This window comes from Aggregatibacter segnis (assembly GCF_003130075.1).
Lineage (GTDB): Bacteria > Pseudomonadota > Gammaproteobacteria > Enterobacterales > Pasteurellaceae > Aggregatibacter > Aggregatibacter segnis_A.
Map to the genome: position 1 here is coordinate 1 of NZ_NRCW01000009.1, position 25,017 is coordinate 25,017.

The window sequence follows — 25,017 nt, forward strand, 5'->3', positions numbered from 1 at the left end:
TCATTATGTTGATAAAACGAATCTGATGAAAACACAATAAAAAATGACCGCACTTTAGTGAAATAAAGTGCGGTCATTTTTTCTATTATTTTTTATTTTCTAGCAAGTGGCGGAACGAAACAGATGCCCATATCCCAAGGCTGTTCGATCCATGTGTTTTGTGGAATATCCACCACATAATCATCAACTAATTCAGCACCGGCTGGTTTTGCGAAAACAGTAACGAAATGAGCATTTGGGTACATCTCACGAATAGCGCGTGCAGTGTTTCCGGTATCTACTAAATCGTCAATGACGATAAATCCTTCTCCGCCATTTTCTAATTGAGCTGCATGTAAGACCTGCAATTCACCTTGTTTATCATGGTTATAGCTAGCGATACAAATGGTTTCTACATGACGAATACCTAACTCGCGGGCAAGTACTGCGCCAGGAAATAAGCCGCCACGGCTGACTGCGACGATACCTTTCCATTGGGAAGCTGGAAGTAAACGTTCGGATAATTTGCGTGCGTGCATATGGAACATATCCCACGTCACAACATATTTTTCACTCATAAACACACCTTTTAAAAATTTTACGGGCATCGCCCTGGAAATAAAAATTGCGTTAGGATAACCCGAAATGGCATTTTATGCTATTATTTTCCCTAATTTTTTAAGGAGGAACTATGTCAGAAATACAACAATTAAATCCGAATTTATTATGGAAATGGTTTGATCAAATTTGTGCAATCCCACATCCATCCTACCAAGAAAATGAACTTGCGGAATTCATCATCAACTGGGCAAAAGGGAAAGGCTTTTACGCGGAACGGGATGATGTAGGCAATGTATTAATCCGTAAACCGGCAACAAAAGGCATGGAAAATCGTCAAAAAGTTGCCTTACAGGCGCATTTGGATATGGTGCCGCAAGCCAATGAAGGTAGCTCACATAATTTTGCCACTGATCCTATTCGCCCTTATATTGATGGTGAATGGGTGCGCGCCACAGACACAACCTTAGGGGCGGACAACGGTATTGGGATGGCATCGACGTTAGCCATTTTAGACAGCGATGATATTGCCCATCCGGATTTAGAAGTCTTACTCACCATGACAGAAGAACGTGGCATGGAAGGGGCTATCGGATTGCGCCCAAACTGGCTACAAAGCGAGATCATGATTAACACCGACACAGAAGAAAACGCAGAAATTTATGTGGGTTGCGCCGGTGGAGAAAATGCGAATGTGACATTACCGGTGGAATATCAAGACAATGCTTTCTCTCACAGTTATCAAATTATTCTTAAGGGTTTGCGTGGCGGACATTCCGGTTGCGATATCCATACCGGACGTGCTAATGCGATTAAAGTGCTTGCGCGTTTCTTAGCAAAACTCACCCAAAATCAACCGCACTTTGATTTCCTTTTAGGTGACATTCGCGGTGGTTCTATTCGTAATGCTATTCCGCGTGAAGCGTTTGCAACGTTGAACTTCAACGGTGACGTGGCTCAACTAAAAAGTGCGGTGGAAAATTTTGCTGTTTTATTAAAAGCCGAACTGGCACTAATTGAACCTAATCTTACGTTTGATTTGCAGCCTGCTGAGAAATCTGAGAAAACCTTTACTGCGGCTAGCACACAACGTGTGATTCATTTCTTGAACGTCTTGCCGAATGGTGTGATTCGCAATAGCGACGTATTAGAAAACACCGTGGAAACATCCCTCAGTGTTGGCGTATTAAAAACAGAAGAGAATCAAATTAAAGCCACGATTCTAGTACGCTCGCTCATTGATAGCGGCAAAGAATATGTCGCCGAGATGTTGCAATCTCTTGCTTCATTAAGTGGCGCTTACGCTGAATTCTCCGGTTCTTATCCGGGCTGGGAGCCACAGGCACATTCACCAATTGTTGATTTAACCCATAAAATCTATGCGGACGTCTTGGGCTATGAGCCAACAATCAAAGTGATTCACGCTGGTCTGGAATGTGGTTTACTGAAGAAAATCTATCCAAATATGGATATGGTTTCCATCGGGCCAACAATCAAAAATGCGCACTCACCGGATGAGAAGGTTCATATTCCGGCAGTGCAAATTTATTGGTCGTTAATCACGAAATTATTGGCAGAAATTCCAGCAAAATAAATTGTTTTGAAAAAGAAAAACCCGCTCTCGATGGAGCGGGTTTTCTCTTTTTATACGCTTCAAAAATGCATTAAAAACTGACCGCACTTTTTAGTTTTTTCAGTGCGTTAGTCTCTAGCTGACGAACACGTTCCGCAGAGATGTTGTATTTTGCGGCCAGGTCTTGCAAGGTCGCCTTCGTTTCATCTAACCAACGGGCTTTGATGATGTCTTGGCTACGTGCATCAAGATTATTTAATGCCACCGCAAGTTGATCTGTGGCTTGCGCTTCATAGTTTTCGTTTTCTAACTCGGCAGCAAAATTGGATCCTTTGTCTTCCAAGTATAACGCCGGTGCATAGGTTTCTTCATCATGATCGTCTGTTGGCAAATCAAACGCCACATCAGCACCGGTCATGCGTGATTCCATTTCCACCACATCTTGCGGGGATACGCCCAACTCATTGGCGACCATGTTCACTTCATTTTCATTAAACCAACCTAAGCGTTGTTTGGTTTTACGTAGATTAAAGAACAATTTACGTTGTGCTTTAGTCGTCGCAACTTTCACAATACGCCAATTACGTAAAACGTATTCGTGAATTTCCGCTTTGATCCAATGCACCGCAAAAGACACTAAGCGAACGCCTACTTCCGGGTTAAAACGCTTAACTGCTTTCATTAAACCGATATTACCTTCTTGAATTAAATCCGCTTGCGGCAAGCCATAACCGGAATAACCACGGGCAACATGGATAACGAAGCGCAAGTGAGATAACACGAGTTTTTTTGCTGCTTCAATATCTTCGTTGTAATACAAACGTTCCGCGAGTTCCTTTTCCTCTTCCGCCGTTAACATTGGGTATTCATTCGCTGCGCGAATATAGGCTTCTAAGCTTCCTTGGGGAACTAACATCATAGTTTGAGTTTCTTTATCCATCATCTTCCTTCTTACTAAAGCCACCAGGCTTGATTGAGAAAGCCCAGTTATAACACAATTCATGAGAATTTCAATCGGTTTTAGCGATTGGAATTCTTCTTTTCATCGTTTATATGACCGATTTTTTGCCTGAAAGTTCTTTTATTTTACTAAAAAACGACCGCGCATCATGAGGTAAATTGTCCCTAAAATCAATAGGCCAATCATCGTTGAAGCAAAGCAAAATAGGGATAGTCCAATAACGCTTAGGATAGGGGCTGATGTACCTTGATAAATATGCAATCCCACGTTTGCCATAGATGCTAGTCCAAACGAGAATGCCCAAAATGAAACCGTTAAACCATTTTGGAATAGCCAAGGCAATAAACGGATTAAGAACAACAGTTGCAATACACCATAACCGACGAATAGCTTCACCAATAAATCCACCTCACCACCATTTAACGTTAAGTAGGTGGAACAACCCACAAATGCCGGTGCAAGTTGAATGCCCATCGCTGGACGGACGGCAGGTGCAACGGGTTCTAAATTGCGTAAGCGCTGCAAAATTGCGGGTTCAAGGCTTAGCCATGAAAACACACCGGCACCAAAAAAGAGCATTCCCAACTCGTTATACCCCAAATAGCCTAATGCTGTGCCGCTGACAAAATTAGTTGCTACGGTTGGTAAATACATAATTGGTGTTGCGGCTTCTGCTTTGTGAATGCCGCGCCATAACCCAGCAACGCGGAAAGCAGCGAAACCTAACTGCCCTATGATCCCTAATGCAATTAATCCTATGGATAATGGGAAGGCATATGGCAAGACAGCCAAGCCAATTAAAATGGTGGTGATCGGAATTAAACTGATAAAACAGCCCAGAATTAAGTGATGTAATTCTTCTTTGGCTTGTTGAGGGAAATGTAACCATTTCACGCCATAAGCCACAATAAATATCAACCAAATGATAGTCGCTAAACCTAGCAAGGTTTCGCTAACAATCGAAGGCAGTCCTACAGTATGCGTGCCATAACGCCAAGCCAAGCCCAACGCGGATAAGCCTAAAACAATACTGAAATAATTGACAGGAATAGGAAATGGTTTTTGCTGTTCCATTAGTGAGCCTCAATGTGATAATACAAGTCTTGTTCAATCACGCGCAGTAATAAATCAATATTCGGGTGTTTGCCCGGAAATTGACGGGCATCTTCTGTATGCTCTGCGAAGAGTTGTAAGCCTTTTTGTGCCGAAGTGCGGTCTAATTTTCCGTTAAATTCCTCTGCAAGCGCCTTATATACTCTTAATGAACCTAATTTTCCAGGTACCGCCGGAATTTGGTGAACCTGTTTACCGTTTTCTAAAATTTTGATTTCATTTAAATGGTCAATTGTGGGCAATGTGGCTAAAATTTCGTTAAATGTCATGGTGTTCCTGTAATTAACTGATGGTTTGTTGGCTATCCACTTCACCGTACTTGCCGATAAAACGTACTTCCGGTTGTAATTGAATGTCGAAGCGAAGTGCTACCAAATGATAAATGCGATGTGCCAATTCTACGACATTAGATGCGGTGGCATCGCCTTTGTTTATAAGAACCAAGGCTTGTTGTTGATGTACCGCTGCGCCGCCGATTTGGTAGCCTTTCAAGTTGCATTGGTCGATAAGCCAGCCTGCGGCTAATTTTATACTGCCGTCCGCTTGTGGGAAATGCGGAATTGTCGCGTATTCTTGTTGTAGACGCTCAAATTGTTGGGCGGAAACAACAGGGTTTTTGAAGAAGCTACCGGCATTACCAAATTGTTTCGGATCGGGTAATTTACTTTGGCGAACGGCACAAATTTCTGAAAAAATGTCCGCAGAACTGACCGCACTTTTATCTAGGTTTGCCAAGTTGCCGTATTTCAATACCGGTTTCCAATCTTTTGCCAGTTTTAATCCGACGGCTGTTACCACATAACCTTGTGCATATTTATGTTTGAATACACTTTCCCGATAGCCAAATTCACATTCGATATTGGTTAAACGGAATTGCTCGCCGGAGGCTAAGTTTAATACCTCTACGTAGTCGCACACGTCTTTAAATTCAACGCCGTAGGCACCGATATTTTGGATGGGGGCGGAACCGGCGCAACCCGGGATTAAGGCAAGATTTTCCAAGCCGTAAATGCCTTGTTCGATGCTCCATTGCACTAAATCGTGCCATACTTCGCCACCATTAACGTGTAAATAATGGAAATGCTGGTCTTCTTCGTGTTGAATGCCAAGCAGACGGTTAATGAGTGCGACACCAGCAAAATCCTCGACAAATAACACATTGCTACCCTGCCCTAAAAACAACACAGGCAGATTTTCTTGTTGGCACTCGTCCCATACCTGTTTCAGTTGAGAAATGGAGGTGATTTCCAGGATTTTTTTTGCATGTGCCGGAATGGCAAAGGTGTGAAACGATTGTAAACTCTGCATAATTTCCTCTGAATTAAGATGATACGTGCGCCAACGTGACTTTCACTTCTGTGCCGCCACTTGCTTGATTAGTAATGGTAAGCTTGGCGTTGAGTTGTGCGCTACGCTCGTGCATGATGTTAAGTCCGTAATGTCCATCCGGTTCTTCTAAACTTGGAATACCAATGCCGTTATCACGCACAATGAGCTCTTGTTCGCCATCTTCGTTGGTACGAGCGATAACTTCAATGAGTGTTGCTTGTGAGTGTTTAATGGCATTGAGTACCGCCTCGCGTACGATTTGCAAGGCATTGACTAATTGTTGTGCATTAAAACTTTGCGAAGGCAAAGAACAATCTACGCTCATTTGAATATCTGTTTGATTGCGCAAGGAATCAATCACTTGTTCTAATGCGAGTTTCAAATTGGCCTCCTGAATGGTTAAGCGGAAAGTCGCTAACAGTTCGCGCAACTGGCTGTAACCATCACTTAAGGCTTGCTCAAACTGTTTAATGATCATCAAACTTTTGTGTTTAGAGCCTGGTTCGTCTTTATTTAAGTTATGCTTAAGTAGAATCAGTTGAATTTGTAAAAATGCCAAAACTTGAGCCAACGAATCATGTAATTCACGCGCAATAATAGAACGTTCCTCCATGAGCAATAGCTGTTCTTGTTGACGTTGTGTGCGCTGGAAATACAGGGAGCGGCTTAGCATTTGCGCTAAGTTTTGCATGGTACGTAAATCAGGGCAAGGAAGCCCTGCTTGCCAATACAACACCGCCAAGGTTTCTCCTTCAATGGTCACTTCTGTTTGTTGTAATTCCAAGTCGTCATTTTTCTCACCTAAGCAAATGTGCCAATGTGCCATATCCAATACATCCAGCTCCAGATAGCGCAAATGTTCGCTGAGCATGATGTTTTGTAAGACTAATTGCAAAATTTTACTGTCAATTTTATTGGTTGTGACAAGTTGTGAGCAGTGATACAGCGTGCTTAAAGAGTGGTTAGTTTGTTGTAATTTTTGGGTTTTTTCATTTACCGTCGCCTCCAAGCCGGAATATAATTTGCTTAAATCCGAAGCCATTTTGGTGAAAGTACGTGCTAAATGACCTAACTCATCTTCTTTCTTAAGATCTAAAGGAATATGATTGAATTGCCCCATTTGTACTTGAATACTGGCGCGCGTCAGTTGTTCCAATGGTGTCACGACGGCTTTGCGAGTATACCAATTTACATAAGACACCATGGCAACGATGAGTAGCATAGAAACAATAATGACGCAGAGTGCCCAAATCCATCTTTCTTCCGCTGAATGTTGCAAGGCGAACACAAACTGATCCACTTGCGCCACATAATTGGCAATGTTTTGTTGATACTCGGAAAAGTTGCCTTCTCGTGCAAGGCATTCCATGCCTTCCCAGCGTTTAATCAAATTGCGATAGGCATCTTTTACTTCTTGTGAAGTGAAAGGATGATAATTAATTTCTATCAGGGATTTTGAATGCAAACTGACGCGATATTGACGTAGGCTTGTTTCCACCATTTGGGGATTGTGTTCGATTTCATAGAGTAAGCGGTAACTCTGCATCCGTAATGAACCAGACACGTTAATTGCTTCTGCATAGGAACGATTACCTTCCATTAGTGTTAAACTAAATGCGCTGATAATGCCAACAAAGATAATAATTACGATGAGATAGTTGGCTATGCGGGTAGAAACAGAATGCTTGATTTTCACAATAAAAAACCTTGGTGGAAAATGTGCCGCTAGTTTAACAAAAAGTGCGGTCTCTTTTATAAGAGTTTTTTAGGGAAAATGAGAGCAAACCAATAATAGAGTTTGATCTAAAACAAATTGAGCGCAGAAGGTGAGGGAAATACTTATTTGTAGTTATGTTAATTGGCGGTGAAGGAATTAAGATTTAGGATCTAAAGATAGATTAATAGGTAAAGACGAATGACAACGCCTGATGTTTCACGGCGCCATTTTTTACGTGGTTCTTTCTTGTCATCGTTACAGACAGAACAACAAAAAATCCAAGGTTTTAATGGTATTCGACCACCTTGGAGCAAAGATAACCAAGTATTTATTCAGCATTGCACCCGTTGTGACGACTGTATTGAAGTGTGTGAAACACATATTTTGATTAAGGGTGAGGGCGGTTTTCCGCAAGTGCAATTTAGCCAAGGCGAGTGTACTTTTTGCCATAAATGCGTGGATGTTTGCAAACAACCGATTTTCCGTTTAATAGATGAGAAACCTTGGGAACATAAGGTAGAAATCACCTCTTTATGCTTAACGCAACAGAAAATCGAGTGTCGTAGCTGTCAAGATAACTGTCCGGTAAATGCCATTCGATTCCGCTTACAAATAGGTGGTGTGGCACAGCCGATGGTAAACGTGGATAACTGTAATGGGTGTGGCGCCTGTTTAAACAGTTGTCCGGTGAATGCAATAAAAATTACATATCCTAACAACGATGAATGAAACTGAAGTTTTAACCATGGAAGAAGCGAAAGACTGGCACGTCGTCGGTTTGGTGGTGCAAGGAAAACCCCAAAAAATACCCGCGATTCGTACCGCACTTTTAGCGATTCCAAACACAGAAGTACCAACCTTTGACGAAAAGATTGGAAAGATTGTTGCTGTTATGCAATCTCACGATCAGCATATCTTGCTTAACAACATGGAATCTGTGAAAGATATTGACGGTGTTATTACCGTTTCGCTGATTTATCATCAACAGGATGAACAGCCTGAATAACTCAAAATCATATAGTGGGGGGAAAACACTATGAATTTAAGTCGTAGAGACTTTATGAAAGCCAACGCTGCTGTTGCTGCAGCTACGGCTGCCGGATTAACTATTCCGGTAAAAAATGTAGAAGCCGCTGAATCCGAAATTAAATGGGATAAAGCCGTTTGTCGTTTCTGTGGTACCGGTTGTGCCGTATTGGTAGGAACCAAAGATGGTCGCGTTGTAGCATCACAAGGTGACCCGGATGCAGAAGTAAACCGTGGTTTAAACTGTATTAAAGGTTATTTCTTGCCGAAAATCATGTACGGTAAAGACCGCTTAACCCAGCCGATGCTACGTATGAAAGACGGCAAATACGATAAGAACGGTGATTTTACGCCAGTTAGCTGGGATGTCGCATTTAAAACCATGGCAGAAAAATTCAAAGCTGCTGTGAAAGAATTAGGGCCAAACGGTGTGGGTATGTTCAGTTCTGGTCAAACCACCATCTTTGAAGGTTATGCTAAAGCTAAACTTTGGAAAGCCGGTTTCCGTTCTAATAATATCGATCCGAACGCGCGTCACTGTATGGCATCTGCAGCGGTTGCGTTTATGCGTACCTTTGGTATGGATGAACCGATGGGTTGTTATGATGACATCGAAAACGCTGAAGCTTTCGTGCTTTGGGGTTCCAACATGGCGGAAATGCACCCAATTTTGTGGTCTCGTATTACCGACCGTCGCTTATCCAACCCAGATGTGAAAGTTGCCGTACTTTCAACCTATGAACATCGTAGTTTTGAATTGGCGGATTACAGCTTAATTTTCAAACCGCAGACCGACTTGGTAATTTTGAACTACATTATTAATTATCTCATCCAAAACGATGCAATTAACTGGGATTTCGTCAATAAACACACTAAATTTAAACGTGGTGAAACCGATATCGGTTACGGCTTACGTGATAATCACCCATTGCAAAAAGCGGCAAAAAATCCGAACAGCGGCAAAATGTATGATAGTAACTTTGAGGAATTAAAAGCCCTAGTTGCTGAATACACCTTAGATAAAGCCCACGAAATGTCCGGCGTACCAAAAGATGTGTTGGAAAACTTGGCGAAATTATATGCTGATCCAAAACGTAAAGTGGTTTCTTATTGGACCATGGGTTTCAACCAACATACTCGCGGTGTGTGGGCAAACCAATTAATCTATAACATCCATCTATTAACTGGAAAAATTTCTATTCCGGGTTGTGGTCCGTTCTCCTTAACCGGTCAACCGTCTGCTTGTGGTACAGCGCGTGAAGTGGGTACATTTATCCATCGTTTACCGGCCGACTTAGTGGTGACTAATCCAAAACACCGTGAAATCGCAGAGAAAATTTGGAAATTGCCTGCTGGACTTATTACGGATGTGTTAGGTTTCCATGCCGTTGCTCAAAGCCGTGCATTAAAAGACGGCAAAATGCGCGTATTATGGCAAATGTGTACCAATAATATGCAAGGCGGTCCGAATATCAACGAGGAAACCTTCCCGGGCTGGCGTAACCCGGATAACTTTATCGTGGTGTCCGACCCATACCCAACTGTTTCCTGCTTAGCAGCTGACTTAATGCTTCCGACCGCCATGTGGGTAGAAAAAGAAGGCGCTTATGGTAACGCAGAGCGTCGTACCCAATTCTGGCGTCAACAAGTGAAAGCACCGGGTGAAGCGAAGTCTGACGTATGGCAATTAGTGGAGTTCTCTAAATATTTCACCACTGATGAAATGTGGCCGGCAGAAATTTTAGAGAAAAATCCGGAATATAAAGGCAAAACTTTATATGAGGTGTTATATCGCAACGGTAATGTTGATAAATTCCCATTAAGTGATCTTGCTGAAGGTCAATTAAACGATGAATCTCATCATTTTGGTTTCTATTTACATAAAGGCTTGTTTGAAGAATACGCATCATTCGGTCGTGGTCATGGTCATGACTTAGCGCCGTTCGATATGTATCACAAGGCACGTGGTTTGCGTTGGCCGGTTGTGGACGGTAAAGAAACCTTATGGCGTTACCGTGAAGGCTTTGACCCGTATGTGAAAGAAGGTGAAGGCGTGGCGTTCTACGGTTACCCGGATAAAAAAGCGATTATTCTTGCTGTGCCTTATGAACCACCTGCAGAGTCACCGGATGCTGAATACGATTTATGGTTATGTACCGGCCGTGTATTAGAACACTGGCACACAGGCACAATGACCCGTCGTGTACCGGAATTGCATCGTTCCTTCCCGAACAACGTTGTTTGGATGCACCCGAACGATGCGCAAAAACGCGGATTACGTCATGGTGACAAGATCAAAATCGCCTCACGTCGTGGTGAAATGATTTCTTACTTAGATACCCGTGGTCGTAATAAAGTACCGGAAGGCTTGGTTTATACCACTTTCTTTGACGCAGGACAGTTAGCCAATAAATTAACATTGGATGCAACTGACCCAATTTCTAAAGAAACCGACTTTAAGAAATGTGCGGTAAAAGTGGAAAAAGCTTAAAAAATAATGGGAAAACAGACCGCACTTTAACTTTATGGTGCGGTCATTAAGACAATGAAAAAACCAACAGTAACACCTGAGCGCCGAAAATTCCTCAAAGAAGCAACCCGTACTGCGGGCGGTTTAGTTGGGCTCGGCCTTTTATTAGGTTTACAACAAAAACAAAGCTTAGCCCGTGAAGGTGTGGCGTTACGTCCACCGTTTGCTATTGAGGATGATGAGAAGTTTGCAGCCGCCTGTATTCGTTGCGGTCAATGTGTGCAAGCTTGTCCATATGATATGTTGCATTTGGCATCCTTACTTTCTCCAATGGAAGCCGGTACGCCATACTTTATTGCACGAGATAAACCTTGTGAAATGTGTCCCGATATTCCTTGCGCTCACGCTTGTCCAAGTGGTGCGTTAGATCGCCATGCACAGGATATTAACGAATCCCGTATGGGGCTTTCTGTATTGCTAGACCACGAAACCTGCCTTAACTGGCAAGGTTTGCGTTGTGATGTATGTTATCGTGTTTGTCCTTTAATCGATAAGGCGATTACGTTAGAAAGTCATCGTAACGAACGTACCGGTAAGCATGCTGTGTTTATTCCGACGGTGCATTCTGATGCTTGTACCGGTTGTGGTAAATGTGAGAAAGCTTGCGTATTGGATGAGGCGGCAATCAAAGTATTACCGATGTCTCTTGCTAAAGGTATGTTGGGTAAACATTATCGTTTAGGTTGGGAAGAAAAATCGAAAGCAGGACATTCTCTTGCACCGGACGATTTGATTTCTATGCCGACCCGATTACCGGAGGGAATACCAACACCTGCAGGTGCTATTCCTGCAACAGGTGTTGAACAAATTCCAGAGCCTGTTTTGGCACCGGCATTAGGAGGTAAGTAATGGCTAATGCACCAAAATTTGCCGGACGAGAAGCCAGAGAAAAACTGGGCTGGTGGCATGCTAATCGTTTCCTATTTTGGCGACGTGTAAGTCAGCTAAGCATTTTGTTGATGTTTTTAAGCGGACCTTATTTGGGCGTTTGGATTTTAAAAGGCAATTATAGCGGAAGTATACTTTTCGATATTATTCCGTTTAGTGATCCGTTAATTACCTTAGAAAGTCTGGCTTCCGGCCATTTACCGGGCATTTGGACCCTCAGTGGCGCATTGATTGTTTTCATCGTTTATGCGTTGTTGGGCAGTAAAGTTTTCTGTGGTTGGGTTTGTCCGTTAAATGTCGTCACCGATTGTGCGGCTTGGATGCGCCGTAAATTAGGTATTCGTCAAACAGCAAAAATTCCACGCAGCTTACGCTATGCTATCTTAGTCATGATTTTAGCCGGTAGTGCGGTAAGCGGTTTGTTACTATGGGAATGGGTGAACCCGGTTGCTGCACTGGGAAGAGCTTTAATTTATAGCTTTGGCGCAACAACATGGTTAATCTTAGTTGTTTTCTTCTTTGATTTATTCATTGTCGAACACGGGTGGTGCGGACACCTTTGCCCAATTGGTGCAACTTATGGTGTTATCAGTGCGAAAAGCCTGCTTCGGATCAAGGTGATTGACCGAGCAAGATGCGATAATTGCATGGATTGTTATAACGTTTGTCCGGAACCACAAGTGTTACGTTCTCCATTACACGGTAAAAATAACGAAAGCCTGCTTGTGCTTTCTCAAGATTGTATCAGTTGCGGACGTTGTATCGATGTTTGCGCTGAAAAAGTATTCACCTTTAGCCATAGGTTTAATAACGATATTCCTGTCGTCAATTTAAACCAATAAAAATAAAAAATTTCCATCATTCGGGGGAGTGATTAAAATGACTAGAAAAAACCTCTTTGCTTTTAGCGGTGCTGTATTCGCGGCATTGTTTGCGACTTCTGTCATGGCAGAACAATCAAACAAAGGTGCCGGAGACTTTTTCAATAATTCACCGGAAAGTGTAGCGCCGGCATTCCACGATGCACCGAAACAAAGTGAATTATCCGCATTAAATTATGTTAACCAACCACCAATGGTGCCACATAGTGTAAAAAACTATCAAGTCACCAAAAATGTTAACCAATGCTTGAACTGTCACAGTGTTGAAGCATCTCGCGTTACCGGTGCAACTCGTATCAGCCCAACACACTTTGCTGACCGCGATGGCAATATCGGTTCCAGTTCATCTCCACGCCGTTATTTCTGTTTGCAATGTCACGTTTCTCAATCTGATGTTGAGCCAATCGTGCCAAACGAATTCAAACCAATGAAAGGTTACGGTCAGTAATTAAGGGGCGACTATGTCAGATAAAAAAGCAAATGCTCTAATTCGGCTTTGGCGCTGGTTTAGATCACCTAGCCGTATTGCGGTTGGCACCATTATCGTTTTATCTTTTATCGGCGGTATTTTATCTTGGGTGGGCTTCAACTACAGTTTGGAACAAACCAACACGGAACAATTCTGTTCCAGTTGCCATACAAATGACGCTTATCCGGAATATTTACACAGCGTACACTATCAAACGCGTACCGGTGTGGGGGCAAGCTGCCCGGATTGTCACGTACCACATGAGTTTGGTCCGAAAATGTGGCGTAAAATGGTGGCGGCAAAAGAAGTGTATGCCCATTACATGGGTTGGACCGATACTATTGAGAAATTCAACGCTCGTCGTCCGCACATGGCGGAAAATGAATGGGCGCGTATGAAGGCCAATGATTCTCAAGAATGTCGTAACTGCCACAAAATGGATCGCATGGACTTCTCTCAACAAAAAACTGTGGCGCAAAAAATGCATAAATTTGCGCAAGAAAACGGTAAAACCTGTATTGACTGCCATAAAGGTATTGCACACAACTTACCGGATATGAGCGAAGTTGCTCCGGGTTGGTTGAATGGTGCTGAGGTTAAACCGGCAGAGTCAAAAGAGAAGAAATAAATCGGTTGAAAACGTTACGTTTTCTCACCGCACTTTAAAATAAAATAGGCACCTTGAAGGTGCCTATTTTGATCTCTCCTAAATCTATTTTACTTTCTGTGCAAATGTCTTATCACTTAAGATGCGTAACGGCTGCATATCGCTGTTACCTACAATGACTCGGGTTGAATCGGAACGCAAACAACTGCCGGCATAATGTCCACTTACGGTGAAGGTGCACACCTGCACATATTGGTCTTCCACCTTCGGTAAGCACCATAATTGTTGATAAATATTTTCTTGTTTAGCAAAACGTCCGCTTGTACTGTCTAATACGGTTTTACATTCACCAATCAGTTTCACATTATCACCGCGTCGACCGGCAATTGGTTTTTGTGCATAGCCGTTGGCAATTAATGCTGGCGTGAGCTCAAACCCCGCCTCCAATAAATAACGATGATTAGGAAATAATGACCACAACACCGGTAAAATAGCTTTGTTACTTGGAATAGCCGTCCACAAGGGTTCATAAACCAATACTTCCGGGCGAAGTAATACATCAATTAACCGCACTTTATCTTCCGGATAACCGGTACGAATCGGTGGAGCAACCTCGCGACCCGAGGCATCCTCGCGTAATTGTTCCAACACGGTTTCCCACGCCCAGGTTTTCCATACGCTTTGGACTCGCTGATTTTCATCATCTAATAACTGCCCACGAATATCCCAATGTAGCCCTTCTGTGCCGTGAATAATCTTTGTGTTAAATCCGGCTTGGATTAGTGCATCACGCATAAACAAGGCGTGGTAATCTTCTTCGGCATCGTAGTCCTGCATAATATGTACGAGTGGCGTAGCACGACTATGTTTCCAACTGTCCGCCAACGCATTACGTAATCCTTCGCTCGGGTCATGCCCTGCTGTGATGCCAGCTTGTTTTGCCCATTGTGGCAAAATTGCGCCTGCTTCAGCATGACAAGATGCGGAATCGGCATTGTATTCATACACCTTCAAACCGCGCTCATCGAGACAGAAATCTAACCGCCCAGTGATGGTTTGATAACGACGATTTTGCCAAGATAATCGCAGGCGAGGCCAAAGCAGTTTTGGGATGTTGAAATATTGCAATAAGTTATCGTCTTTAAGCACTTTGTCGGTGGCGTGTAAATACATGAGGTGTAATTCATTCGTGGCGCGAATCAGTTCATGCTGTGCACTTTCTGAAAGCACAAAATAACGATATTGATCACCATGATTCACAATATGCCCTTGCATTGCTTTAACGTAAGCTGTCTCTAGTGGTTTTGTTTCATCAAGCCAGTTCGCTGAAAACTGCCCTTGGTTATCAATGTGTTCCGCATAAATGTTGAGTTTATTCGGTTCCGGCATAGGTTGTGGCAGGCTGAATTCCTCGTTGTCCGTTTGAATCATCCAACCAAGGATTTCTGTATCATCAAAGGTATCATGTAAGCGATAGCCGTCCTCTGTAATCGTCATCGGCAATTCACGGGTCCATTGTTGACCACTTGGTAGGCGGGAGTGAATCACATTTTGTTCCGCGATGCGTACTTTATCTGTCAGCACCTCGGTGATAATCGCCACATGGCCGGTATGTTTGAACTCGCCACCTTCCTGCCAGATTAGCAACGCACCACATTCCGGGGCTCGCTTGCCACCATTGGCAAAGGCTTGTAGTGGTAACAACGCGTCATTAACTACTTGGCGTAGAAAACGCAAAGAAAAAATTTCGTACGCCATGCCAACATCGGTGAACACCATGCCGTAATTGAGATAAAGATAGCGACGGGCGAATTCCACACATTGCCACTTATAGCCCATATATTCGCCACCCAGGTAGCTACGAAAAGCGGCGTCGTCAGGGTATTCCTGCGCATCTGCTGTGTTGTAGTCTGAAGAGTAAATGGCAACGCCGCCGGGCGCATAACCCAACAAGCTGCCGAAGGAATCATGTGTTGCGATATTAGGAGAACGATCCGGCATAACAACTCCGAAAGAGTAAATTAAAGCCGTAGTATAGATCTTTTACTTTTTGCCCCCCAACGAATTTATCAAAAAAATCACCGCACTTTCGCGGTGATTCAATTATTTATTCAGTAATGCGGTGAGTTTTTCAAATACGCTTTGTGGTGTAATATCGATCAAACTTTGATGATATCCTTCCGCGCTGTCGGTGCTTTTACGCACTTTAATCAAATCGCCTTCAATTAAACGGATGATTTCTGCTTTATCGGATAGTGGAGGCGTGTACGTTGGGCTGGTTGGGCCGTAAAGCGCCACTAACGGGCAATCAGTAGCCGCGGCAATGTGCATTAAACCACTGTCGTTACTCACGATCGCCGTGCAGTGAGCAATTAAATCCACCGCCTGATTCAGGTTAGTTTGTCCTGCTAAATTTAAACAAAACGGTTGCAACTCGGCAGGCAATGCATTGCGAATTTGTTCGCCGGCTTCTACGTCTTTCGGTGAACCAAACAATTCCACGGCATAGCCTTTTTCAATCAGCATTTCCGCTAATTTAGCGTAATGATAGTGCGGCCAACGTTTTGCCGGGCCAAATTCGGCCCCCGGACAAAAACCAATAATCGGGCGATTGCCTAAAAGTGCGGTCTGTTTTTCAAATGTCTTTAAGGTTTTTGCCTGTTGTGTTGGCTCAACGGTTAAGTAAGGTTTTAAAACGGGAATATCTGCCGCCTTCGGCACCGCATTTTTTTCAAACGCCAATGCCACATAACGTTGTACCATCATTGGGTAATCCCGTTTGTTGTTACGTAAGTCATTGAGTAAAAAATAACGACTTTCCCCTTTCCAACCACGACGCACGGCAATTTTCGCAAATAAAGGGATAAACGCGGATTTTAAAGAGTTCGGCAAAACAATCGCCATGTCATACTGATGACGTAACGCTTTGCCTAAATGATAACGTTCACACAGCGCAAATTTGCCGTGTCCGAGCGGCATTTCAATGGCGTTACGTACTTCCGGCATGCGTGCCAGCAAGGGTTTACACCAATTCGGTGCCATCACGTCAATTTGGCAAGTTGGATATTGAAGTTTAAGTTGTTGATACAAACTGTGCGACATCATCATATCGCCAACCCAAGAGGGGCCGATAATTAGGATATTCATGCTTTGCCTTATGCTAAAAGTGCGGTTAATTTAATTCCCGCATTAATTTATTTAACGCGAGTAATGCGGTTTCTAACTCATTTTTTGCCTGTCCGATCAATTCTAAGGGCTCTGGTAAGTCTTCGCTATCGACGGCAGATTTATCTTTTAGCCAGGAAATATCCAAGCTATCGCCTTTATTTTCGGCGATCCATTCACGACTGAAACAGCGCCAACGGCTGTTTTCCGCCGTATGTTCTCCCTCAGTGAAAGACCATTCGCCTTCTTTGCGGGCATGGAGTACTTCCTGCAAATTTTCATCGTTAAATTTGACCGCACTTGTCGGGTCAAAAACCTGCTCAAATGCTGCCAAGTGATGTTCTGTAAAAGGCGTACGTTTACCAAAGCTCGGCATATTGGTACGCAAATCATAAACCCAGACCTGCTCAGTGCTGTTTTCTGCATGGTTGGAAACTTTGTTGAAAAACAAGACGTTGGTTTTGACGCCTTGCGCATAGAAAATCCCGGTTGGTAAACGCAAGATAGTGTGTAAATTGCATTTGTTCATTAAGTCGTGACGGATATCCGTACCTTTACCTGCTTCAAACAAAACATTGTCCGGCAACACAACAGCGGCACGTCCGCCTTCGTTTAAATTGCGGTAAATATGCTGTAAAAAGGCAAGTTGTTTATTGGTTGTCTCATAAGTCAAATCATCGCGGGTAATTGCCGCATCACCGCCTTTAGAAGTGCCAAAAGGTGGATTAGCGAGAATAATGTCTGCCGATTTTAAGTTTTTTCCAGTCTCACCAAGGGTGTTCCCTTGCAACACCGCGCCTTGTGGACCACCTTCAATGTCATGTAATAGGCAATTCATCAACGCCAAACGGCGGGTATTTGGCACCAGTTCGACACCGACAAACGCGTGTTTGCTTTGAAATTGCTGTTCTTCAAAACTAATATCCATGTAATCGCCGGTTTGTTTGCGCATATATTGATCCGCGGCGATTAAAAATCCGGCAGTACCGGCGGCGGGATCTTGAATGGTTTCTTTAGGCTGCGGTTTAATGCAACGCACCATGGCGTTAATGAGGGCGCGAGGCGTAAAGTATTGACCCGCGCCGGATTTGGTTTCCGTTGCATTTTTTTCTAATAGCCCTTCGTATAAGTCGCCCAACCCGTCTTTTTGCACCGTAAACCAATCCATTTCATCAAAATTACGAATCAGTTGTTCCAGGTGTCTAGGTTCACGCAAATGGGTTTGCGCATTATCATAAATCGCCATTAATAGCGGATTTGTATGCACCACTTTGTCATCGTCTTTGCCGGTGGATAGAATCAATAACATCTTTTTGTAATCATCGAGCAACGTTTGCCCAGCACGTCCGCTAAGGTTTTCCCAACGGCAACCTTTCGGCAATAAATGTTTGATTTCATTACGTCCGTCATCACTTTTGATCAATTCTTTTTCATGGGTCATTTTGATAAACAACAGCATGACCAATTCGGTTACATATTGACTATAGTTAATTCCGTCATCTTTCAGTACATCACATAGGTTCCAGAGTTTTTGAACGATTTCGTTGTTGGTCATTAAAAAATCCTTAGTTTGATTTTGTTTTATAGGCTTGTTGTGGGTGTGTTGGGTTATTACTAAACAACGGTTCTAATTTGCCTTCACTAATTAAAGGATAGATATGCTTTTGTACTGCCCGTTCTGTCATATTTAATCGTTCTGCGATTATCTTAATCGGAATATGATTATCGCGACACAATAAAAGAAGGTATGCTCGTACTTTATTACCATTTTTTCTTTTTAACTGTTTGAATTTATTTGGAATAATATTATCTAACGGTAATTGTTCTACGTCCTTAGCTACGTCTTTAACAGTATTAGCCACGTCCTTAGCCACGTCCTTAGCTACGTCCTTAGCTACGTCCTTAGCAAATTTAGTTGGTAATAAATCAGGATTAACGGCCTGTAAATATTTGTCAAATCCAACTAATGAATAGACTAATTTTCGTGGGCTACCATTTGAAATCAGCATTCCTTTGTTTTTTAACGCAGCTAAGGCAAGAGATATATCACGACTGCTATATTGTGGGATATCTTCAGCCAACTGTTTATGCTGAGTTTGTCCCTCATTAATCGCAATATAAATCAAACAGTCTTTTTGAATTGGGCTTAACTCACTAAAGAACTCATCAAAACAAGCGATAAGATTTTCTTCAGCAGTTGCAATTTTTCCATCTTGAAAGGTCAGAATCAGCTTTGTGTGATCAATTTGGCTTTCTAATATCGGCACATTGAAATATCTATTTTTCCAGTTAATAAAAATATCTCGTACGCCTTTACCTTGGCGTTCACCCAACCCAGCGCGACGTAATATATTATGTATTAAGGAATTTCGGCATTCTGAACGATCTCCCGCAATAGCCAACGGAATATCGACCAACATTACCCCCGCATTTTCAAAAGAAAGTTGATTTTTTGATTTAATAATCTTCAAATGACGAACATTATTAAAATAATCTGCGTGAGCAATAGCATTAATTAATGCCTCACGCAATGCTTTTGTTATTTCATTTTCAGCGGTGCGAGTCAGACTATCTAATTTAAAATGCGTATCCTTGCTTAATGCTGTAATACGTGGTGCAACCTTAAGGTAGAATTCGAATAAATTGCCTTGCTCGAGATCAAAATCTGTTATACGAAAATCGTAGCGTTCATTTTCATCACTTTTTTCATAATATTCAAAAAAGAAATGCGGCAAATATTCCTTGATCACATACCCCTTACCAAAAAGCAATAGACCGGCATAAGTAAGCCCTTCAATATTTGATTTTAGATCTCGCTTATAGATATTTACTTCACGCACAAATTGCTCATCAGATAAATTTAATAATGGCGAATCCGGTGTTTCCGCTTTTATTTGCTGACGATATTTATTGAGTGTAATTAAACTCAAATTATCAAGATTGGAATGAGGTAAAATTTGACTATCAGCATCTTTTTGTGTGTAACTGGATAAAAATGAGCGTAATTCATCACCTTGCAATTGATGATCTCCGGTTTTTAAGCGCACATAAGATCGCCGAGGGTCTTGATTTAAATGAACGGGTCTTTCTGCAGCAGCTGCCGGAGACACATAAATCACAATAATTGTTTTGTCATCTATCTCAAACTGACGAACGCTATTATTACTTAAGAGCGTAGAACTCACCTTCTCTTTGCTTCGCGATTGAGAAAACAGATCATCTTGAATTTTTTGTGCTTGTTTTACGCCTGAGATAACTAAATGGTTTTCTATTCCGTTGTTTATTTCAGAAATGCCAAAAATAACAAAACCACCCAAGGTGTTTGCAAAGGCACTATAGGTATGCCAAAAATCTTTCGGTACGTCTTTTTCGGCCTTTTTATATTCCAGCCACTCTTTTTCTTGGTAAAACACCCTTGTTTGTACCATCTTTTCAATGTCATTCCACGTTATCATTGTGCAAATCTCTTAATTTTTAACAGCTTGTTGTGTCCGCCACGCCGCCGACAATTCCCCGTTGAAGGCTTTGGCTAAAATGGATTGGGTGAGCAAATTAACGTTCTCCAATGCCGCGTTTACTTGTGTTTCAATTTCGTCGGCAAGGGCGAAGTAGGTTTCGACTTTTTGGACGATTTGGGTTTGTTCTTCTTTAGATGGAAATACAATTATTGCCTTTTTCCCATCTTGAGTTCCCAATCGAGGCATATTCACACCATATGTAATCTCATTAACATAATTAAAGAAATATGGACTTTTTAACCAATAAAATAAATATTGATTACAAATACGTTCGTTCGATGAAATTGGAATAATTTCTGTTGTGCATACTCCGTCGCCATCAGCAATAACAATTTTATTTAAATAGGGGCGTAATTTCCCATAGAGTACATCACCTTTTTTAAAAACGTTTTTTGTACTTTTGGCTTGTCTTGTTGCATTTGTTATTTTATTTAAGATATTAGAGTTATCTTTTTCAATATCTTCCAATTCTAAAACCCACTCTTGATTCAAAATTTCATCAGGTGATTTTTTCTTGCATGAGCCATAATTAAATTCTTTTCCTAATGTGGATTTCATCCATCCTTTTGGAAAAGTAAGTTTGTCTATTAATTCATATTCTTTGTTTTCCCGCCATTCCTCCGTCAACCTCCCGCTCACCGCATCCGCCAGCACCGATTGTCTGAATTGTTTTAACAGGGCTGGGATGGCTTCTAGACGTTGTTTGATTTGTGCCACCTCGTCCAAAAGTGCGGTTAGTTTTTTGGATAAATATTGTTGTTCGGGGAGGGGGGGGAGATTTATATCATGTTCTTTGATGATAGCTTGCGAAATATTTGGTTGCGCCCCTCCTTTTCCTTTTTTAATAAAAATGTCTTTTTGGCTTAAAAGAAAATAATAAAGAAATTCGGTATCAATATTTTCATTCGGAATGATAACTGCACAGGCTTGATTTGTACTTGCTTCAATATCCAAAATAGATACCTTACCGATAGTCGCACCATACATCGCTAATACGATTGCCCCTTTCGGAAACATTTTTGCACTGGAGTTTTTTAAACCTAATTTGCTTATGTATTCGCTTGATTTGAATAAATATTTTTCTCCTAAATCACCTGTTTTTACCCATGAAATATTACCTTCATAATATTCTTTGTATTTCCGGTTTGGTGTACCTCCAGATCCCCATTTCCCTAAATATTCCAACGTGGTTTTCACCCACCCTTCCGGCAACACATCTTCTTTCATTACTCAAAAACTCCTTAAATTTTGACCGCACTCTTCTTTCGGTTTTATCGGTTGGGCGGGTTAACTGACTTTTTCCCACAGGGCTTCGTTGATTTCTTCCAGCAACGGTTCCAGCTGGTTCTTCAACAATAAATCCACGCCTTTGGCGCCGCGATATTCACGGGATTGTTCAAATAATTCGTTAATACGGGCGCGGTCGATGATTTCATCGTGGTTAAGAATCAGTTGTTTGCGTAGGCGTTCCAGCCAGTCTTTTTGCGCTTTATTCCAATCGTGTTTGGCATAGATTTTCTGCATGGCGTGATCTACCCGTTGTTCAAAAGGAATCAGCGCGTCGCCCAAGGCAGCTTGGCGAATATGGGCGAGAATGCCGGCGGCGATCATCTGGTTGGTTTTTTCATTAAAGGCGCGATTGAGCGCGGTTTTATTGAACCCTTCCTTGTTGAGGGTAAGCTCGATTTCTTTTAATTGTTGGCGGGTGAGATTGCGCGGGCGGTTAATAATCGCCTGTAACGCCATGTTTTCGTTTTTTTGACTGGAGATATACTGCACAAAACGGGAAATATAATCGTCGGCATTGCCTTTGGTATCATAAAGGACTTTGACCTCGCGAATCTCATCAGGGTGGTGGGACAAAATCGGGTTGTGTTCGCTACCGATTTCCGCGCGAATCTGTTCCAGTTGGTATAAAAAATCTTGATGTTGCAGGAAGAATTGCTGCGCGCCTTCCACGCCGAGTTTTTGCAGGTATTGATGCAGCTGTGCTGGTTTATACCCCCATTCTTGTTCGCATTCCGCTAAGAAGGTTTTGAGTTGCGGGTTCTTGTGCGCCTTATGTTCCGCTTTGCGCAACACGCGCATAATTTTTTGCGTGATTTGGGCAAACACTTCATTTTTGTGTGCTAATTCCACCGCACTTTGATCGGCATTGAGCTCCTCAATGAGCTGCTCCAAAGGAATTTTCACATCTTTGACAATCGGCTTCATGGTATCGACCTCTTCCAAGGCTTCATACAAGCCGACGGCATCGTAAATATGGAAAACCTCTTTGCCTAATTTTTCACATTTTCGGGTGGCGCGCCCTTTCATTTGTTCATACAACACACGGGATTTGACGCGACGCAGGAAAACCAAGTTGCAGATTTCCGGCACGTCGATGCCGGTGGTGAGCAAGTCCACCGTGATGGCGATATTCGGATAACGTTCGTTTTTGTAACGTTTAATCAACTTTTCCGGAGCATCGCTTTGTCCGGTGATTTTGGCGACGGCGGCTTGGTTATAAAGTTCGCCGTAAAGGGCAGAAAATTCGTCGTCCAAAATACGTTTCACCATGTCGGCATGTAAATCCGTGGCGCAGAAAATTAAGGTTTTTCCTTCGTCTAACGGACTGATTTTTTTTATCAATTCACGACAAACCACCCGATTAAAATTTTCATTAATTACGCGCTTATTGAAGGCTTCTACGTCAAAATTCATTTCATCTTCCAATTCGGCTGAAATAATTTCCCCGGAGAAGGTATCAATGGCTTCCACCGCTTCGCCTTTGTCAAAATGAATGCCGTCTTGGCTTAATGCGGTTGCAACAGAGATTGCCGGTTCGTGATCTACCAAGAAATCATCGATTACCGCTTCACGATAAGAATAGGTAAACACCGGATGCCCGAAAATCTCTGTCGTATGTTTTGCCGGTGTGGCGGTTAAGGCGATTTTAACCGCGTCGAAATAATCCAGCACGCGACGATAAGTGGAGAGGTACTGCGCATTATCGCGAATTTCCAATTCGGCATCTGTCATTTCTTGATCGAGAGTGTAGCCTCGGTGTGCTTCATCAACAATAATGCAGTCAAATTGGTCGATAGGCGGCGGATTATCGGAATAAAACAACTGTTTCACCATGGCTTGTACGGTGGCCACTTTTACTTTGGTTTCCGGCGCCACTTCGCCGTTTAAGGCAAAATTATAATGCTCGGTCAAGGATTTATTTTGCTCCAGTGGCATTTCCCTAAACGTGTCATGTGCTTGGGTGCCGAGGGATTTTCTATCCACCAAAAATAAAATGCGGTTAAAGCGTTCGGCTTTCAGTAAACGATAAATTAAACCGACAATGGTGCGGGTTTTCCCCGTGCCGGTGGCCATGGCCACCAGAATGTCGCGTTGTCCGAGAGAGAGTACCTTTTCCACCGCATGAATAGCATTGATTTGGTAGTAGCGCAGATTTAAGTAATCGACCGGTTCGTTTTCCAGTTTTTCTTGCGCCGCTTCCGGCTCATTGCGCAGCATGTCCAGTAATTTTTGCGGTGAGTGGAATGCATTGAGTGGACGTTTTAAATGGGAATGGTGGCGGACGTCCCGAAACCATGTGCCGGATTTTTCTGCGATTTGTTTGGTGAGGGCGCGCCCGTTACAGGAATACACGAAGGGAAGCAAATAATGCCCTTCTTCATCATCCGCCCATGCTACTGTACGTTTGGCAAGTTCCCACGGGGCTTTGATGTCCTTTATCTCAATATGTTTGGCATAACGTTCCGCTTGTCCAATCTTGCCGGCAACATCCGTATTGGCTTTTTTGGCTTCTACGGCAGCGACCGGCATTAAACCGCAGAACAGCACATAATCTGCACGTTCCCGACCACAAGGATATTCCGCAATGGCTTTATTTTTCCCCCTTTCAGGGCGTGCGCCCTTGGCGTAAACCAAATTTTCCGAATCCGCTTCCCAACCGGCATCACGCAATTGCTGATCGATAATTAACAGGCGGGTTTGTTTTTCGTCCAAATCCCGTTTCTTTCTGCTGTTGGCTAAACGCTGATTCAGTTTGGATTGGTAGGCTTGTTTTTGTTTTTCCGTTTGTTGTGCCAGTTCGGCGCGCAAGGCATTCAGTTCTGCTTCATATTTTTCGCGTAGCTGCTGTTCCTGTTGTTCACGGAAAACGTTGGATTTTTCCACCGCACTTTGCTGACTTTCTACACTATCCGCTTTGCCCTGTACCTGCAAAATATCCTGGCTGAAAGGTGTCGGCTCAAATTCTTCCTGCTCGTCGGCAAAGGTGCGGTAAAACCACACGGCCAATTGCCACGCCAGCTCGATACTTTGAATTGCCGATTTACGATCGCTTTCGTAAGTGTGCGTTGCGTCATTGCCTTGTTTGCGTAAATAGTGAAATAGCGTCAGGATGTCTTGGTCAAGATCGAGATCGTATTTAAATTTTCGCAGTAAATCGTTTTGGGTTAATGAATTGCCTTCGGCAATGCGGTAATGCACGGCGATGGTTTTGGCAATGAGTTCGGCAAATTGACGGGTTTTGATTAACGCGGTGTTCGGGTCGTGCCAGAAGTATTTTTCCGCATTGGAGGCTAGGGTAAATAGTGTCGGGTAGGCTTGCAGAAAATCAAAATTGGATTGTGCCATGATGGAATTTCCTTGGATTTTTATAAAACAGGGAAAAACGGTAAAAATATAAGATTAATGGGCGGAAA

20 protein-coding genes are annotated in these 25,017 nt (G+C 42.8%); 8 read left to right on the forward strand and 12 right to left on the reverse strand.

What is annotated here, in order from left to right; genetic code table 11:
• Positions 1–92: 92 nt before the first annotated feature.
• Positions 93–557 carry a xanthine phosphoribosyltransferase gene (gpt, locus tag DK415_RS08650; RefSeq protein ID WP_032998038.1) on the reverse strand — a complete coding sequence of 155 codons (465 nt, stop codon included), beginning with the start codon at positions 555–557 and terminating at the stop codon, positions 93–95.
• 113 nt (positions 558–670) lie between these two features.
• Here gpt and DK415_RS08655 point away from each other — a divergent pair, with 113 nt between their 5' ends.
• Positions 671–2,131, forward strand: a complete 1,461-nt coding sequence (locus tag DK415_RS08655; RefSeq protein ID WP_109433283.1) for an aminoacyl-histidine dipeptidase — start codon at positions 671–673, stop codon at positions 2,129–2,131.
• A 70-nt stretch (positions 2,132–2,201) separates the two neighbouring features.
• Here the strand turns inward: DK415_RS08655 and rpoH are convergent, their stop codons facing one another.
• From rpoH to narQ, 5 genes are all read right to left on the reverse strand, one after another.
• On the reverse strand, positions 2,202–3,050 hold the full coding sequence (gene rpoH, locus DK415_RS08660) for an RNA polymerase sigma factor RpoH (protein WP_109433284.1): 849 nt from the start codon (positions 3,048–3,050) through the stop codon (positions 2,202–2,204).
• Between the two features lie 141 nt (positions 3,051–3,191).
• Positions 3,192–4,145 carry a dicarboxylate transporter/tellurite-resistance protein TehA gene (gene tehA, locus DK415_RS08665; protein ID WP_109433285.1) on the reverse strand — a complete coding sequence of 318 codons (954 nt, stop codon included), beginning with the start codon at positions 4,143–4,145 and terminating at the stop codon, positions 3,192–3,194.
• The gene (locus DK415_RS08670) at positions 4,145–4,453 is read right to left on the reverse strand and encodes a DUF2322 family protein (RefSeq protein WP_109433286.1); all 309 of its coding nucleotides are present in this window, start codon (positions 4,451–4,453) and stop codon (positions 4,145–4,147) included. The genes tehA and DK415_RS08670 overlap by 1 nt, the downstream gene beginning before the upstream one ends.
• Positions 4,454–4,466: 13 nt before the next feature.
• The gene (murB, locus tag DK415_RS08675) at positions 4,467–5,492 is read right to left on the reverse strand and encodes a UDP-N-acetylmuramate dehydrogenase (RefSeq protein WP_109433287.1); all 1,026 of its coding nucleotides are present in this window, start codon (positions 5,490–5,492) and stop codon (positions 4,467–4,469) included.
• A gap of 13 nt (positions 5,493–5,505) precedes the next feature.
• Entirely contained in the window at positions 5,506–7,209 is a 1,704-nt protein-coding gene (narQ, locus tag DK415_RS08680; RefSeq protein ID WP_109433288.1) for a nitrate/nitrite two-component system sensor histidine kinase NarQ, read from the reverse strand.
• Between the two features lie 219 nt (positions 7,210–7,428).
• Here narQ and napF point away from each other — a divergent pair, with 219 nt between their 5' ends.
• Genes napF through DK415_RS08715 form a run of 7 tightly spaced genes read left to right on the forward strand, consistent with a single transcriptional unit; the run spans position 7,429 to position 13,652 of the window.
• Complete coding sequence (gene napF, locus DK415_RS08685) at positions 7,429–7,959, forward strand: ferredoxin-type protein NapF (RefSeq protein ID WP_109433289.1); 531 nt, start codon at positions 7,429–7,431, stop codon at positions 7,957–7,959.
• Positions 7,952–8,236, forward strand: a complete 285-nt coding sequence (locus DK415_RS08690; protein ID WP_006719794.1) for a chaperone NapD — start codon at positions 7,952–7,954, stop codon at positions 8,234–8,236. Before napF ends, DK415_RS08690 begins: the two co-directional genes overlap by 8 nt.
• A 30-nt stretch (positions 8,237–8,266) precedes the next feature.
• Positions 8,267–10,747, forward strand: coding sequence for a nitrate reductase catalytic subunit NapA (napA, locus tag DK415_RS08695; RefSeq protein WP_109433290.1), 2,481 nt, complete (start codon positions 8,267–8,269; stop codon positions 10,745–10,747).
• Between the two features lie 54 nt (positions 10,748–10,801).
• Entirely contained in the window at positions 10,802–11,635 is an 834-nt protein-coding gene (gene napG / locus DK415_RS08700; protein ID WP_109433291.1) for a ferredoxin-type protein NapG, read from the forward strand.
• Positions 11,635–12,516, forward strand: coding sequence for a quinol dehydrogenase ferredoxin subunit NapH (gene napH / locus DK415_RS08705; protein ID WP_109433292.1), 882 nt, complete (start codon positions 11,635–11,637; stop codon positions 12,514–12,516). Before napG ends, napH begins: the two co-directional genes overlap by 1 nt.
• A gap of 37 nt (positions 12,517–12,553) precedes the next feature.
• On the forward strand, positions 12,554–13,003 hold the full coding sequence (locus tag DK415_RS08710) for a nitrate reductase cytochrome c-type subunit (RefSeq protein WP_109433293.1): 450 nt from the start codon (positions 12,554–12,556) through the stop codon (positions 13,001–13,003).
• Between the two features lie 13 nt (positions 13,004–13,016).
• Positions 13,017–13,652, forward strand: a complete 636-nt coding sequence (locus tag DK415_RS08715; protein ID WP_109433294.1) for a NapC/NirT family cytochrome c — start codon at positions 13,017–13,019, stop codon at positions 13,650–13,652.
• Between the two features lie 84 nt (positions 13,653–13,736).
• Here DK415_RS08715 and gss read toward each other — a convergent pair whose 3' ends face one another.
• The 6 genes from gss to hsdR all read right to left on the reverse strand — a co-directional run bounded on the left by gss (position 13,737) and on the right by hsdR (position 24,949).
• Positions 13,737–15,632 (reverse strand): bifunctional glutathionylspermidine amidase/synthase, encoded by a 1,896-nt coding sequence (gss, locus tag DK415_RS08720; protein WP_109433295.1) that lies wholly within the window; start codon positions 15,630–15,632, stop codon positions 13,737–13,739.
• Between the two features lie 102 nt (positions 15,633–15,734).
• Entirely contained in the window at positions 15,735–16,778 is a 1,044-nt protein-coding gene (waaF, locus tag DK415_RS08725; RefSeq protein WP_109433296.1) for a lipopolysaccharide heptosyltransferase II, read from the reverse strand.
• A 25-nt stretch (positions 16,779–16,803) separates the two neighbouring features.
• Positions 16,804–18,351 (reverse strand): class I SAM-dependent DNA methyltransferase, encoded by a 1,548-nt coding sequence (locus tag DK415_RS08730; RefSeq protein WP_109433297.1) that lies wholly within the window; start codon positions 18,349–18,351, stop codon positions 16,804–16,806.
• A 10-nt stretch (positions 18,352–18,361) separates the two neighbouring features.
• Positions 18,362–20,251: an AlbA family DNA-binding domain-containing protein gene (locus DK415_RS08735; protein WP_109433298.1), complete on the reverse strand. Its 1,890-nt coding sequence runs from the start codon at positions 20,249–20,251 to the stop codon at positions 18,362–18,364.
• 12 nt (positions 20,252–20,263) lie between these two features.
• A complete protein-coding gene (locus DK415_RS09480; protein WP_162540481.1) occupies positions 20,264–21,541 on the reverse strand; it encodes a restriction endonuclease subunit S in 1,278 nt (425 codons plus the stop codon).
• A 60-nt stretch (positions 21,542–21,601) separates the two neighbouring features.
• Complete coding sequence (gene hsdR / locus DK415_RS08750) at positions 21,602–24,949, reverse strand: type I restriction-modification system endonuclease (RefSeq protein WP_109433299.1); 3,348 nt, start codon at positions 24,947–24,949, stop codon at positions 21,602–21,604.
• Positions 24,950–25,017 lie beyond the last annotated feature (68 nt).

Excerpts from the sequence above, each read along its gene's own strand:
- rpoH (WP_109433284.1), bottom strand. The coding sequence starts at position 3,050 with ATGGATAAAGAAACTCAAACTATGATGTTAGTTCCCCAAGGAAGCTTA.
- DK415_RS08710 (WP_109433293.1), top strand. The coding sequence starts at position 12,554 with ATGACTAGAAAAAACCTCTTTGCTTTTAGCGGTGCTGTATTCGCGGCA.
- napA (WP_109433290.1), top strand. The coding sequence starts at position 8,267 with ATGAATTTAAGTCGTAGAGACTTTATGAAAGCCAACGCTGCTGTTGCT.
- hsdR (WP_109433299.1), bottom strand. The coding sequence starts at position 24,949 with ATGGCACAATCCAATTTTGATTTTCTGCAAGCCTACCCGACACTATTT.
- DK415_RS08690 (WP_006719794.1), top strand. The coding sequence starts at position 7,952 with ATGAATGAAACTGAAGTTTTAACCATGGAAGAAGCGAAAGACTGGCAC.
- napG (WP_109433291.1), top strand. The coding sequence starts at position 10,802 with ATGAAAAAACCAACAGTAACACCTGAGCGCCGAAAATTCCTCAAAGAA.
- gpt (WP_032998038.1), bottom strand. The coding sequence starts at position 557 with ATGAGTGAAAAATATGTTGTGACGTGGGATATGTTCCATATGCACGCA.
- waaF (WP_109433296.1), bottom strand. The coding sequence starts at position 16,778 with ATGAATATCCTAATTATCGGCCCCTCTTGGGTTGGCGATATGATGATG.
- DK415_RS08655 (WP_109433283.1), top strand. The coding sequence starts at position 671 with ATGTCAGAAATACAACAATTAAATCCGAATTTATTATGGAAATGGTTT.
- DK415_RS08735 (WP_109433298.1), bottom strand. The coding sequence starts at position 20,251 with ATGATAACGTGGAATGACATTGAAAAGATGGTACAAACAAGGGTGTTT.
- napF (WP_109433289.1), top strand. The coding sequence starts at position 7,429 with ATGACAACGCCTGATGTTTCACGGCGCCATTTTTTACGTGGTTCTTTC.
- DK415_RS08730 (WP_109433297.1), bottom strand. The coding sequence starts at position 18,351 with ATGACCAACAACGAAATCGTTCAAAAACTCTGGAACCTATGTGATGTA.
- gss (WP_109433295.1), bottom strand. The coding sequence starts at position 15,632 with ATGCCGGATCGTTCTCCTAATATCGCAACACATGATTCCTTCGGCAGC.
- DK415_RS09480 (WP_162540481.1), bottom strand. The coding sequence starts at position 21,541 with ATGAAAGAAGATGTGTTGCCGGAAGGGTGGGTGAAAACCACGTTGGAA.
- DK415_RS08715 (WP_109433294.1), top strand. The coding sequence starts at position 13,017 with ATGTCAGATAAAAAAGCAAATGCTCTAATTCGGCTTTGGCGCTGGTTT.
- DK415_RS08670 (WP_109433286.1), bottom strand. The coding sequence starts at position 4,453 with ATGACATTTAACGAAATTTTAGCCACATTGCCCACAATTGACCATTTA.
- murB (WP_109433287.1), bottom strand. The coding sequence starts at position 5,492 with ATGCAGAGTTTACAATCGTTTCACACCTTTGCCATTCCGGCACATGCA.
- tehA (WP_109433285.1), bottom strand. The coding sequence starts at position 4,145 with ATGGAACAGCAAAAACCATTTCCTATTCCTGTCAATTATTTCAGTATT.
- napH (WP_109433292.1), top strand. The coding sequence starts at position 11,635 with ATGGCTAATGCACCAAAATTTGCCGGACGAGAAGCCAGAGAAAAACTG.